The organism is Lysobacter sp. Soil_C_15, assembly GCF_057657315.1.
This window is the reverse complement of sequence record NZ_JBDGIR010000006.1, coordinates 334,629-347,273: the sequence shown is the minus strand read 5'-3', so window position 1 is coordinate 347,273 and position 12,645 is coordinate 334,629. Positions and strand designations below refer to the sequence as shown.

Genomic DNA, 12,645 nt, shown 5'->3' with positions numbered 1-12,645 from the left:
AGGCCATCCCTGGCCTGGCTGCGCACGGCCCGCCTCCCTGCGGGCCGCCCTCCGGGGCTTCAGGGCGTTCTCGCGAGATCGAAACCGCGCCAAGCTTTTCACAGCAACAGCAACAGCAATCGTCACAGGCTCTTCTGCTGCCCGGCTAATGCTGCCCGGCTAACGCAGATCGTCAGCAGTCGTCGTTCTCGTAATGCACCTTTTCCAGCGTGTCCTCGATCTCCGTACGCTTCTTGGCCGAGGTCGGGGCCTGATCGAATCGCGCCGGCAGCAGGCGCTCGCCGTCGGGGCTGATCCACTTGCCTTTCAGCACCGAGCCGTCGCGCACCAGCATCAGCGCGCCGCTGACCCCGGCCGCGAGCCCGGATTCGACCATGGCCAAGTGCCCGCGCTCGTCGTTGCTGACCCGCAGCTCCAGCCATTGCGACACGCCGTCGTAACGATAAGCGGCGGTGATCAGGCGCGCCGTGCCGCCGCAGGGGGCCGGCTCGTCCTTGAGGTACATCGTCACCGCGCGCTCGCCGACCCGGCCCGCGTACTGCAGCACCGAGGTCTGGTCGCCGGCGCTGGCGGCGCGCGGCAACAGGGTCGCGGCCAACAAGGCGGCGGTGGGCATCCATGTCCTGAACGTCATGCGGTCACCTGAAGGTTTCATCGGAAAGGAATTGCGGCGGCGGCGAGCATGCCACAGCCGACGCGCCGTCGCCTTACACTGCCGGCATGGCCTCCTCCGCACGCGCCGCCCACGCCGCCGAAGCCGCAGCCGTCGCCGGCCAGATCCGCGACGCCTTCGCCGATTACCATGCCCGCTTCGCCGCGATCACACGCCGCGCCAAAGGCCGGTTCGAGCGCAGCGACTGGGGCGGCGCGCGCGACGACGCGGTCGAGCGCATCGAGCTGTACGACCGCTGCATCGCCGAAGCCAGCGACGCGCTGGAGGCGCGGCTGGGCGAACGCGATCGCGACCGGGCGCTGTGGTCGGCGGTGCATGCCGCCTACGCCGAAGCGGTCGCGCCTTTGCTCGACGGCGAGTTGTACAAGACCTTCTTCAACACCCTGACCCGGCGCTTCTTCAAGACCCGCGGCGTCGATGCGGCGATCGAGTTCGTCGCCCTCGACATCGAGCCGACCGACGCCATCACCCATCCGGTGGCGCGCCACAGCTATGCGGTGTCGGAGGAGCGGCTGGTCGACACCTTCGTGCGCGTGCTCGGCGACTATCCGTTCGCGGTGCCCTACGCGCACCGCACCCGCTGCGCGGCCGGGATCGCGGTGCGGCTGCAGGAAGACCTGCAGCACTGGGGCCCGCACCCGGTGCGCGCGGTCGAGCTGCTGGACACGGTGTTCTACCGCGAGCGCCGCGCCTACCTGGTCGGGCGGGTGTTCGGCGAGCGCGCGTTCTCGCCCTGCGTGATCGCCCTGGTCAACGACGGCGGCGCGCTGCGGGTCGACGCGGTGCTGACCCTGCGCAGCGAAGTGGTGCAGTTGTTCAGCTATTCGCGCAGCTATTTCCATGCCGACCTGGCCACGGTCGGCGATGCGGTGGTGTTCCTGCGCACCCTGCTGCCGGGCAAGCCGATCGACGAGCTGTACACCGTGCTCGGCCGGGCCAAGCAGGGCAAGACCGAGCGCTACCGCACCTTCTTCCGCCAGTTCGCCGCCCAGCCCGGCGAGCGCCTGATTCGCGCCGAGGGCGAGCGCGGCATGGTCATGGCGGTGTTCACCCTGCCCAGCTATCCGCTGGTGTTCAAGCTGATCCGCGACCGCTTCGCCTACCCGAAGGAGGTCGCGCGCGAGGATGTCGAGGCCAAGTACGCGCTGGTGTTCAAGCACGACCGCGTCGGCCGCCTGGTCGATGCGCAGCCGTTCCGGTTCCTGCGCTTTCCGCGCGCCCGCTTCGAGCCCGGCCTGCTCGACGAACTGCTGAGCACCTGCGCCAGCGGCATCAGCCTGGACGGCGACGACCTGGTCGTGCACCTGTGCTACGTCGAACGGCGGCTGCGGCCGCTCAACCTGTACGTGCGCGAGCAGACCCCGGAGGCCGCGCGCGCGGCGGTGATCGACTACGGCCAGGCGATCCGCGACCTGGCGCTGAGCAACATCTTCCCCGGCGACCTGCTGCTGAAGAATTTCGGCGTCTCGCGCCACGGCCGCGCGGTGTTCTACGACTACGACGAGCTGTGCCTGGTCACCGACTGCCGTTTCCGCCACGTGCCGCAGCCGCGCAACCACGAAGAGGAAATGGAGGCCGGGGCCTGGTTCTATGCCGCCGGGCAGGACGTGTTCCCGGCCCAGTTCCCGCGTTTCCTGGGCTTGTCGCCGCCGTTGCTGGGCGCGCTGATGCACGCGCACGCGGACATTTTCCGGGTCGAGTGGTGGCAGCAGGTGCAGGACGGGCTGGTGCACGGCCGGATCAACGACATCGCGCCGTATCCGTCGGAGCGGCGGTTGCCTTAGCGGCGGTCGGGACGCTGCGCGGGCGTCGGCGGGAAGAGCAAATCCCCCGCGCTGCCGGCCGCCGCCCGACTTCGTGCCCGCGCCGGGCGCTGGCCCCCTTTTCCAAAGGGGGCAACTTACCGCGTTCGGTCGCGTGCAAGCTTAGCGACCGCGATCCCCTTCGAGCTCTTGCTATTCCCCCTTTGAAAAAGGGGGCAGGGGGATTTGCTCTTGCTGTTCTCGGTCCAACCGATCTCAAGCGCACCCATGCGCATCGCCGCAGCCGTCGGCGCGCTGCGCGCTTTCCGGGGTGCGGGCGAACGCGGACCACCAGCGCGGCGCGGCGGCGGCCTTGGCCGCGACCTGCGGCGCCGCGGCCGGCGCGACCGGCGCGGCGGCGACGGCCTCGTCGTCGGCATCGCGCGGGTCGACGAAGTGGCCGTGCAGGAACATCAGGTTCTTGTAGACATTCATGGTCGGACTCCCGGTCCAGGGCCGTCGCGACGCCCCGTCGCGCACTGGCCAATTGAGTGATTCGCAAGGTACGCTCGCCCGGTACGGCGAAAAAGCGCGCCGTTTGCAAGCCAGACTTGAAGGGTGCTCAAGATGAACCGCCCCCCGCTGCATGCCCTGCTGGGCTTCGCCACCGCCGCCCGGCTGGGCAACCTGACCCGTGCGGCCGAGACCATGAACCTCACGGTCAGCGCGCTCAGCCACCAGATCCGCACCCTCGAAGACCGGCTCGGCCGGCGCCTGTTCGAACGCGGCCCGCGCGGGGTGCGGCTGACCCCGGACGGCGACCGGCTGCTGTCGGTGGTGGCGCCGCACCTGGATGCGCTCGACCACGCCCTGCGCCCCTACAGCCCGCGCCGCAACGACGTGCTGACCCTGAGCCTGATGGCCTCGATGGCCTCGTCCTGGCTGGTGCCGCGGCTGGGCGGCTTCGTCGCCCGCCATCCGCAGCTGGAACTGAACCTGTTCTCGACCTCGGCCCTGGTCGACTTCGATCGCGAGCCCGGCATCGACGCGGCCATGCGCGGCGGCTACGGGCGTTGGCCGGGACTGGTGATCGAGCATCTGTTCGACGAGACCCTGGTGCCGGTGGCCAGCCCGGCCCTGGTCGAACGCATGGGCGGCCTGCCGGCGCAGGAGGACCTGCACCGCTGGCCCCTGCTCGGCGATCTGTCGACCTATTGGCAGGACTGGTTCGACCGCTACGGCGGCAAGCGGCCGAACCGTTTCGTCGCCCACTTCGACGACTCCGAGACCATGCACCGCGCCGCGGTCGAAGGCCTGGGCGTGGCCCTGGGCCGGTTGGCGCGCACCCGCCTGCTGATCCAGAACGGCCAGCTGATCCCGCTCAGCCAGGGTCGGCTCAAGATCGATTGGGGCCATTACCTGGTGTATCCGGAGCGCTCGGTCGACCATGCCGGCCTGGAAGCCTTCCGCAGTTGGCTGCACGAACAGGCGCGCGACTACGTCGCGGCGATGGACTCGGACCTGGCCCAGCGCGGTGCGGCGCCCCCTGCCGCACTCGCCGCTGCACCGGCGAAAGCCGCACGCAAGCGCCGTTGACCTCGGCGCGCGCCGGCGCGTTTGCGGCACTGCGGTACCCGGCGCCGGAAGGCTTGCGGTAGGCTGGCGCCCTTTCCCGTTGCCCCGGAGTCCGTTGCATGGAACGTAACCGCCCCGCCCGCCTGTTGCTGTTGGCCGCGCTGCTGCCCGGCCTGAGCCTGGTCGCCCACGCCCAGAAGCCGGCCAAGGCCGACGCCGCCTCCCCCAAGGCGACGACCGCCGCCGAACCGGCCGCCAGCGCCGCGCTCAAGGCCGCCGTCGCCGGCAGCTGGCGCGACCCCAAGAACGTCGCCCGCGACGGCGCCCGCCATCCGCTGGAAACGCTGCAGTTCTTCGGCGTACGCCCCGACCAGACCGTCATCGAGATCACCCCGGGCGGCGGCTGGTATTCGGAGATCCTCGCGCCTTATCTGCGCGACCGCGGCCGCTACGTCGCCGCGGTCGTCGACCCCGACACCCAGTCCAACGCCGACTCGCGCAAGTACTACGCCAACGCCAAGAAGAACCTGGAAGCCAAGTTCGCCGCCGGCCCGGCGCAGTACGACAAGGCCGCGTTCGCGGCCTACGACAGCTACAAGCCGGCGTTCGGCGCGCCGGAATCGGCCGACGCGGTGCTGACCTTCCGCAACGTCCACAACTGGCGCAGCGCCGGCCAGGCCGAGGTGATGTTCAAGGGCTTCTTCGACGTGCTCAAGCCGGGCGGCACGCTCGGCGTGGTCGAGCACCGCGCCAAGGGCGACGTGCCGGCCGACGACAAGAGCGGCTACGTCGGCCAGGCCCAGGTGATCGCCCTGGCCGAGGCGGCCGGCTTCAAGCTCGAGGCCAAGAGCGAGGTCAACGCCAACCCGCGCGACACCAAGGACCACCCCAACGGGGTGTGGACCCTGCCGCCGGTGAGCCGTCACGACGCGGCCGACGCCGCCAAGTACCAGGCGATCGGCGAAAGCGACCGCATGACCTTGCGTTTCCGCAAGCCGCGCTGACCGCGACGCCGGCGGCGGTCCGAGCCGCCGCCGGCGCGATGTCCCAGGTCGCTCCGTGCTGATCGCGTTCAACAAACCCTATGGCGTGCTGTGCCAGTTCACCGACCGCAGCCAGCCGCCGCGGCCGACCCTGGCCGGCTACGGCCTGCCGCCCGGCGTGTACGCCGCCGGGCGCCTGGACCACGACAGCGAAGGCCTGTTGCTGCTGACCGACGACGGCGGCCTGGCGCATCGGCTCACCGACCCGCGCCACAAGCAGCCCAAGGTCTACTGGGTCCAGGTCGAAGGCGATCCCGACGAGGAACAGCTGCAGGCGCTGCGCAGCGGCGTCGAGCTCAACGACGGCCGCACCCTGCCGGCCCGGGTCGAACGCCTGGATACGCCGGCGCTGTGGCCGCGCGATCCGCCGGTGCGGTTCCGCAAGACCGTGCCCGACGCTTGGCTGGCGATCACCCTGCGCGAAGGCCGCAACCGTCAGGTGCGGCGGATGACCGCCGCGGTCGGCCTGCCGACCCTGCGCCTGGTGCGGGTCGCGATCGGCGGCCAGCGCCTGGACGGGCTGGCGCCGGGGCAGTGGCGGGTCTGCTGAGCGCGGCCCGGTGGGGCGCGGCTCAGTCGCGGCAATGCTGCCGCGCTTGCTCCATCGAGCGCACTTCGACCCCGCGGCAATGCGGGTACGGCAACACGCAGTCCAGGTAGGGCCGGGCGATCCGGCGCGAGGCCTGTTTGCTGGCGATGAGTTCCGGCGCGCCTGCCGCCGCGCGCGCGGCGCAGGCCGGATGACGTCCGCCGACGATATCGCGGCAGGCCTGCGGCGCGAGGTTGTAACGCTCCGGCGCACGCGCGCACTGCCCCAGCGCGGTGTCGCGCCACAACTCGATCAGGACCGCCTTCGGGATCGGCCGCTGCTCGATCTCGGCAAGGCGGTAGTCCTCGCGCCCGGGCGCGGCGAACCAGTGCAGGTAGACGAAGCCGCCGCCGGCGGCGAGGGCGATCAGCAGCAGGATCCGTTGCATGCGCGCGGCGGTGGGGACGGCGCGGCAGTATGACCGCCGCGCCGCGCGCATGCGCCGGTGCGACTCACTTGCGCTCGATCGGCACCGAGTTCGCCCCCGGCCGCGACACCAGCACCACCCCGCCCAGCACCACCGCGGTGCCGATCAGCTGGATCGCGCTGATCCGCTCGCCCAGCACCCAGGCGCCGAGAAACACCAGCGACACCGGCCCGATCACCGAGAACTGGGCCGCGGCGCCGGCGCCGAGCCGGCTCACTGCGGCCATGGTGAAGGTCACCGGCAGGAAGGTGCAGAACAGCGCGTTGGCAGCGGCGAAGGCGTAGACCTGCCAGGGCAGGCCGAACAGCGCCGAGGCGTCGCGCGCGAGCAGGTAGTGGACCAGCGTCGCCGCGGTCGACACCACCATCGCGCAGGCCACCAACTGCAGCGAGCCCAGCCGTTTCACCAGTTCGCCCGACATCGCCAGGTACAGGGCGTAGCTGACCGCCGCGCCCAGCACCAGGGCGCTGCCGAGCAGGACGTGGTCGCCCTCCACGCGCAGGTTCTCGACCATCACCAGGGTCACCCCGGCGTAGCAGACCGCCAGCGCGATCCACTCGCGCGCGGCGACCTTGCGGCCGTAGGCGAACAGGCCGATCAGCAAGACGATCGTCGGGTTGAGGAACAGGATCAGCCGCTCCAGCGACACCGGCACGTACTCCAGGCCCCAGAAGTCGAGCAGGCTCGACAGGTAGTAGCCGAGCACGCCGAGCACCGCGATCAGGCCCAGGTCGCGCCGGGTCGGCAGCGCGCCGCGGGCCTGGGCGCGGCGGGTTTCGCGCAGGCCCAGGGCCAGGAACAGCGGCAGCGACAGGCCCATCCGCAGCGCCAGCACGTCCAGCGAATCGACCCCGTAGCGGTACTGCAGCTTGGCCAGGATGGCCTTGGCCGAGAACAGCACCGCGCCGGTCGCCGCCAAGGCGATGCCGACCCGGCGCCCCCGGGCCGCGGCGTCGCCGGGCTCGGCCAGCGGCGTGGCCGATGCGCTCATGCCGGCGCGCTCGCCGCGTCGAGCGCGGCGATCTCCTCGGCGCTCAGCCGCAGCTGCGCCGCGGCCAGCAGTTCGCGCAACTGGGCGACGCTGGTCGCGCTGGCGATCGGCGCGCTGATCGAGGGCCGCGCCAGCAGCCAGGCCAGGGCGACCTGGGCCGGGGTCGCGGCGTGGCCGGCGGCGACCTGGTCGAGCGCGGCGAGAATGCGCAGGCCGCGCGGGTCGAGATAGCGCTCGACCTTGCCGGCGCGGACCCGGCTCTTGTCCAGGTCGGCGCGACTGCGGTACTTGCCGGTCAGAAAACCGCCGGCCAGGGCGTAGTAATTGAGCACCCCGAGCCCGCGCTCGCGCACCAGCGGTTCCAGTTCGGCCTCGTAGCCGGCGCGGTCGGCCAGGTTGTAGTCCGGCTGCAGGGTCTCGTAGCGCGGCAGGCCGTGGCGTTCGGCCAGGTCCAGGGCCTGCGCCAGGCGCGGCGCGCTGTAGTTGGAGGCGCCGATCGCGCGCACCTTGCCTTGTTCGATCAGGCGCGCGAACGCGCCCAGGCTGTCCTCCAGCGGCACCGAGGGGTCGTCCTCGTGGGCCTGGTAGAGGTCGATGGTCTCCACCCGCAGACGGCGCAGCGATTCCTCGGCCGCGGCGCGGATGTTGTCCGGCGCCAGGCCGCGGCGCGGGCCCCACTTGCCGACCTTGGTCGCGACCAGCAGCCGCTCGCGACGGCCGCCGCCCTGCGCCAGCCAGCGCCCGATCAGGGTTTCCGATTCGCCGCCGGCGTGGCCGGGCGCCCAGGACGAATACATGTCGGCGGTGTCGACCAGGTTGAAGCCGGCTTCGCTGAATGCGTCGAGCAGGGCGAAGCTGGTCGCGGCGTCGGCGCTCCAGCCGAACACGTTGCCGCCGAACGCGATCGGGGCCACGGCGAGGGGCGAACGGCCGAGCGGACGCAGGCGCATTGCGGATTCCTTAATCGAAGGACGTCCATGATGCGCCGCCGCAAAAGTCGCTGCGATACCCGGGTCGCAAACCGGACGTGCCGGCTGCGGCGTTTGGTCGCGCCGGCGGGGTGAACGGTTCATTTTTTTCGCCCGCAACTCCGCTTTTGGCATTGGGTTTCTGTTAACTTTCGGAACGCTCACGCGGGTTCATTTATGCGAATTCCACGTGAAAAACCCGCTCCTGGGGATTTTCGGACGTAATGAGCACTGCCGCGACATCCACCGGCCGGATCCTCGTCGTCGACGACCAAGCCGCCAACCTGCGCGTGGTCACCGCGCTGCTTTCGCGCCAGGGTTACGAAGTGATCGCCGCCGCCACCGGCGACGAGGCTTTGCGCCTGTACGCGCAGTCGCCGCCGGACCTGATCCTGCTCGACGTGATGATGCCGGGCATGGACGGCTTCGAGGTCATGGCCGCTTTGCGCGCCGATTCGCCGTTGCGCGTGCCGGTGGTGTTCGTCACCGCCGCCCACGACCGCGACCTGTTGCTGCGCGCTTTCGACGCCGGCGTGGTCGATTACGTCACCAAGCCGTTCCTGCCCGAGGAACTGCTGGCCCGGGTCAACGCTCACGTCGGCCTGAAACTCACCCGCGACCGCCTGGAACGGGTCGCGCGCGAGCGCGAGGAACTGGTCAACCTGGTCGCGCACGATCTGAAGAACCCGCTGACCAGCGTGCTGTTCGCCAGCGACCTGCTGCTGCACGACGGCTGCAAGCCCGAGCGCGTGCCGCGCTATCTGCAGATGATCCATGAGAGCGCCGACGATGCGCTGGGCTACATCCGCCACTACCTGGAAAGCCAGGCCGGCACCCGCGACCAGGCCGGCGCGCAGGGCCGCGCCGATCTCGGCGAGACCCTGGAGTGGCTGGTGCGGCGCTACGAGATGCAGCTCGACGCGCGCGGCATCCGGATCCAGGTGGTGCCGCCGCCGGCCAACGGCGCGGCGCTGGTGGCGATGGACGCGCGGGTGTTGCGCCAGGTCAGCGAAAACCTGGTCACCAATGCGATGAAGTACGCGCCCAACAGCGAACTGCTGCTGGCGGCGCGCAACAGCGCGCCCGGCTTCTGGCAGCTGATCGTCGCCGACCGCGGCCCGGGCATTCCGCTGGCGCGCCAGCGCGAACTCTTCAAGCCCTTCGTGCGCCTGCACGACGAAGCGCTCGACGACGGCCTGTCCAGCGGCCTGGGCCTGTCGCTGGCCAAGCAGATCGTGGTCAATGCCGGCGGCCAGCTGTGGTACGAGGAGCGCCGCAACGGCGGCTCGCGCTTCATCATCGAGTTGCCGGAAGCGGCCAAGTAGGCGCCGACCGCGCCGCCGCCCCCTGCAGGAGCGGCGTCCTGCGACGACCGCAGGCCGGGAGCCCCGCGCTCCACCCGACGAGGGCGAAGGAGCGGCGGGGATCGACCGGCCTGCGGCGTGCAGAAGGCGCGCAGACGAAGCGGGGCGCGCTTACTCGGCCGACTCTTCGCCGTTGCGCTGCGCGCTGCGGCGCCGGCCGCTGCCTGGCTCGGCGCGACGCGCATCGATGCGGCGCGCGCTGCCTTCGATCGGATCGCCCTCGGCCTGCTTGCGCGCCTTGCGCCGCGCGGCCGCGTACCACAGCAGGCCGGCGCCGGCGACCGCGGCCACCGCGATCACCGGGTTGCGGCGCACGAAGCCGCCGGCGGTGCGCGCACCGGCCTTGAGCGCGCCGAGCTTGGCGCCGGTTTCCAGCCACTGGCCGGCCTTCGGCGCGGCGTCCTTGAGGTTGGCGCTGAGCGCGTGGACCAATTCCATGGCGCGGTCGGGCAGGGATTCGAATTTGCTCATCGTTGCAGTCCTGTGATGAGGGAAAGGGGATCAGTGTCGATGCGATGCCGTTGAAATTCTGTGAGCGCAACCGCGCCGGTCCCGGCTCGCGGCTGAATGCCGGGCCGTCGCCGCGCACGGTCCGGGCCGCGCCGGCGACGCGCAGCGATCGCGCTGGATGATAAGCACCGGGCCCGGCGCACGACAGCCGTCGCGCCCGCGGCGGTCATGTGCCGCGCGGCTTGGCGCGATGGGTCGCGGTAGCGGTCCAGGGGTCGTCCGGCCAGGGGTGCTTGGGGTAGCGCCCCTTCATTTCTTTTTTCACCTCCGGATAAGTGCGCTCCCAGAAACCGCGCAAGTCCTGGGTGACTTGCAGCGGCCGTCCCGCCGGCGACAGCAGGTGCAGGGTCAGCGGCACGCGGCCGTCGGCGATGCGCGGGGTGTCGGCCAGGCCGAACAGTTCCTGCAGCTTGACCGCGAGCACCGGCGGCTGCGCCGCGCCGCGGCTGCCGTCGCCGCGGCCGCTGTCGGCCTCGTCGTCGTAGGCGTACTCGATGCGCCGCTCCATGCCCGAAGGCACCACGATCCGGGTCGGCGCCAGCGCCTCCAGCCGCTGCCGCCACGACCAGTCGGCGAGCGAGCGCAGGGCTTCGCCGAAGCCGGCCTCGTCGAGCGCGTCCAGCCGCGTCTTGCCGCTCAACGCCGGTTTCAACCAGCGCTCCAAGCCGTCGAGCAAGGCCGCGTCGGACAGATCCGGCAAGCCCTGCTCGCCTTCGGCCAACTCCGGCATCCACGCGCTCAGGCAGCGCATGCGCGCGCGCCATTGCTGCAACGACTCGGTCCACGGCAGCGCCTGCAGGCCGAGCTGGCGCACCGCGTCGACCAGGGCATCGGCGTAACGCGAAGGATCCGGCCGCGCCAGCGGACGGCTGTCGAGCACGATGCGGTCGTAGCGGCGCTCGCGCACCGCGGCGATGCCGCGCGCGGCGGCGTCCCAGACCACCCGGTCCTCGCTGACGAAACGCTGCGGAAATTCCCGTTCCAGCCGCGCCTCGTCCAGCGGCGCGGCGCGCAGGATGCGCGCGTCGCGCGGGTCGTCGCGCAACTCGGCGATCACCAGCCAGGGCTCGCCGTACACCGCGCTGTCGTCGAACAGGCGCGCGCTGCGGCCGTTGGCGAGCTGGTAGCGGTAGGGATCGCTGGGGTGCTGGCGCGCGATCCGGTCGGGAAACGCGTGCAGCAGCAGATCGCCCAATGCGTGCGCCGGCACCGAAGCCGGCGGCGCGGCGTCGACGCGCAGGCGTCGGCGCCATTGCTTGGCCGCCTGGTCCAGCGCGGCCAGGGCCGCGCGCGAGGCGTCGGCCGGCGCACGGCCGGCGCGGAACGCGGCCAGCGCCTGCCAGCGCGCAGCCAACGCGTCGCCGCCGCTGCGCAGCGGATCGCGCGCTTCGATCAAGGCCGCCAGATCGCAGGCCAGGGCGCGTTCGCGCGCGTCGCCCGGCGCCAGCAGCATCGCCGCCAGGCGCGGGTGGGTGCCGAGCGCGAGCATGCGCCGGCCGAAGGCGGTGACGGTCGCGCTCGCGCCGGCGCCCTCCAGCGCGCCCAATCGCAGCAGCAGCTCGCGCGCCGCCGCCATCGCCCCGCCCGGCGGCGGATCGAGAAAGCGCAGGCCGGCGTCGCCCCAGGCGGCCAGTTCCAGGCACAGGCCGGCCAGTTCGACCTGGGCGATTTCCGGCCGGCGCTGCGGTTCCAGGCGCTGCGATTCCGGCCACAGCCGGTAGGCCCAGCCTTCGGCGACGCGGCCGGCGCGACCGGCGCGCTGGTCGGCCGAGGCCTGGGCGATGGCGACCACGTCCAGGCGCGAAAAACCGCTGTTGGGGTCGTAGCGCGGTTCGCGCGCCAGGCCCGAGTCGATCACCACCCGCACCCCGGGCAGGGTCACGCTGGACTCGGCGACGTTGGTCGCCAGCACCACCCGGCGGCGGCCGTCGGGATCGGCCTGCAGCACCCGGCTTTGCTGCTCGACCGGCAACTCGCCGTGCAGGCTCAGCACGTCGATGCCGCGCAAGGCCTCGCTGCCGGCCAGGGCCGCGTCGGCGCGGCCGATCTCGCGCTGGCCGGGCAGGAACACCAGCACGTCGCCGGGGTGCTGCGCGGCGGCCTGGTCGACCGCGCGCCGCAACTGGTGTTCGAGTTTTTCCTCGCGCCGCGCCGGGTAGTGCGCGATCGTCACCGGATAGCTGCGTCCGGCGCTGCTCAGCCGCGGCGCGTCGAGGAATTGCGCCAGCCGCTCGCCGTCCAGGGTGGCCGACATCGCCACGATGCGCAGGTCCTCGCGCAGCGAGGCCTGCACGTCCAGGGCCAGGGCCAGGCCGAGGTCGGCGGCCAGGTGGCGCTCGTGGAATTCGTCGAACAGCAGCGCGCCGACCCCGTCCAGGGTCGGGTCGTCCTGGATCATCCGGGTCAGGATGCCTTCGGTGACGACTTCGATCCGGGTCCGCGCGGAGACCTTGTTCTCGAAGCGGATCCGGTAGCCGACGGTGTCGCCGGCGGCCTCGCCGCGCTGGCGGGCCATGAAGGTCGCGGCGGCGCGGGCGGCGACCCGGCGCGGTTCCAACATCACGATCTTGCGTCCGCCCAGCCACGGCGCGTCGAGCAGGGCCGGCGGCACCTGGGTGGTCTTGCCGGCGCCGGGCGGGGCTTCCAGCACCAGCCGCGGGTGCTCGGCGAGGCTGGCGCGGATCTGCGGCAGCAGGGAATCGATCGGGAAGGCGGGACTGTTCACCCGCGCAAGGATACGGACCGGCGGCGGCGCCCGGAATG

General features: G+C 71.8%; 12 protein-coding genes. 5 read left to right on the top strand and 7 right to left on the bottom strand.

The window, feature by feature from the left end:
* Positions 1-172: 172 nt before the first annotated feature.
* Positions 173-634, bottom strand: coding sequence for a hypothetical protein (locus AC3A57_RS16335; RefSeq protein WP_487579879.1), 462 nt, complete (start codon positions 632-634; stop codon positions 173-175).
* Between the two features lie 86 nt (positions 635-720).
* On the opposite strand from AC3A57_RS16335, the gene aceK reads away from it, so the two are divergent.
* Positions 721-2,457: a bifunctional isocitrate dehydrogenase kinase/phosphatase gene (gene aceK, locus AC3A57_RS16330; protein ID WP_487579878.1), complete on the top strand. Its 1,737-nt coding sequence runs from the start codon at positions 721-723 to the stop codon at positions 2,455-2,457.
* A gap of 234 nt (positions 2,458-2,691) precedes the next feature.
* On the opposite strand, the gene AC3A57_RS16325 is transcribed toward aceK, so the two are convergent.
* Positions 2,692-2,910: a hypothetical protein gene (locus AC3A57_RS16325; RefSeq protein ID WP_487579877.1), complete on the bottom strand. Its 219-nt coding sequence runs from the start codon at positions 2,908-2,910 to the stop codon at positions 2,692-2,694.
* A gap of 132 nt (positions 2,911-3,042) precedes the next feature.
* Here AC3A57_RS16325 and AC3A57_RS16320 point away from each other — a divergent pair, with 132 nt between their 5' ends.
* From AC3A57_RS16320 to AC3A57_RS16310, 3 genes are all read left to right on the top strand, one after another.
* On the top strand, positions 3,043-4,011 hold the full coding sequence (locus tag AC3A57_RS16320) for a LysR substrate-binding domain-containing protein (protein WP_221670637.1): 969 nt from the start codon (positions 3,043-3,045) through the stop codon (positions 4,009-4,011).
* 98 nt (positions 4,012-4,109) lie between these two features.
* Positions 4,110-4,994, top strand: coding sequence for a class I SAM-dependent methyltransferase (locus AC3A57_RS16315; RefSeq protein ID WP_487579876.1), 885 nt, complete (start codon positions 4,110-4,112; stop codon positions 4,992-4,994).
* 55 nt (positions 4,995-5,049) lie between these two features.
* Complete coding sequence (locus AC3A57_RS16310) at positions 5,050-5,583, top strand: pseudouridine synthase (protein ID WP_487579875.1); 534 nt, start codon at positions 5,050-5,052, stop codon at positions 5,581-5,583.
* Positions 5,584-5,605: 22 nt separating this feature from the next.
* Here the strand turns inward: AC3A57_RS16310 and AC3A57_RS16305 are convergent, their stop codons facing one another.
* From AC3A57_RS16305 to AC3A57_RS16295, 3 genes are all read right to left on the bottom strand, one after another.
* Positions 5,606-6,010 (bottom strand): hypothetical protein, encoded by a 405-nt coding sequence (locus AC3A57_RS16305; RefSeq protein ID WP_487579874.1) that lies wholly within the window; start codon positions 6,008-6,010, stop codon positions 5,606-5,608.
* Between the two features lie 64 nt (positions 6,011-6,074).
* Positions 6,075-7,040 carry a DMT family transporter gene (locus AC3A57_RS16300; RefSeq protein WP_487579873.1) on the bottom strand — a complete coding sequence of 322 codons (966 nt, stop codon included), beginning with the start codon at positions 7,038-7,040 and terminating at the stop codon, positions 6,075-6,077.
* The gene (locus tag AC3A57_RS16295) at positions 7,037-7,990 is read right to left on the bottom strand and encodes an aldo/keto reductase (protein ID WP_487579872.1); all 954 of its coding nucleotides are present in this window, start codon (positions 7,988-7,990) and stop codon (positions 7,037-7,039) included. The genes AC3A57_RS16300 and AC3A57_RS16295 overlap by 4 nt, the downstream gene beginning before the upstream one ends.
* Before the next feature lie 242 nt (positions 7,991-8,232).
* Between AC3A57_RS16295 and AC3A57_RS16290 the strand changes: the two genes are divergently transcribed.
* Entirely contained in the window at positions 8,233-9,333 is a 1,101-nt protein-coding gene (locus AC3A57_RS16290) for a hybrid sensor histidine kinase/response regulator (protein ID WP_487579871.1), read from the top strand.
* 150 nt (positions 9,334-9,483) lie between these two features.
* Here the strand turns inward: AC3A57_RS16290 and AC3A57_RS16285 are convergent, their stop codons facing one another.
* Together AC3A57_RS16285 and hrpB are read right to left on the bottom strand one after the other, a co-directional pair.
* Positions 9,484-9,843: a hypothetical protein gene (locus AC3A57_RS16285; protein ID WP_221670643.1), complete on the bottom strand. Its 360-nt coding sequence runs from the start codon at positions 9,841-9,843 to the stop codon at positions 9,484-9,486.
* 205 nt (positions 9,844-10,048) lie between these two features.
* The gene (hrpB, locus tag AC3A57_RS16280; protein ID WP_487579870.1) at positions 10,049-12,607 is read right to left on the bottom strand and encodes an ATP-dependent helicase HrpB; all 2,559 of its coding nucleotides are present in this window, start codon (positions 12,605-12,607) and stop codon (positions 10,049-10,051) included.
* Positions 12,608-12,645 lie beyond the last annotated feature (38 nt).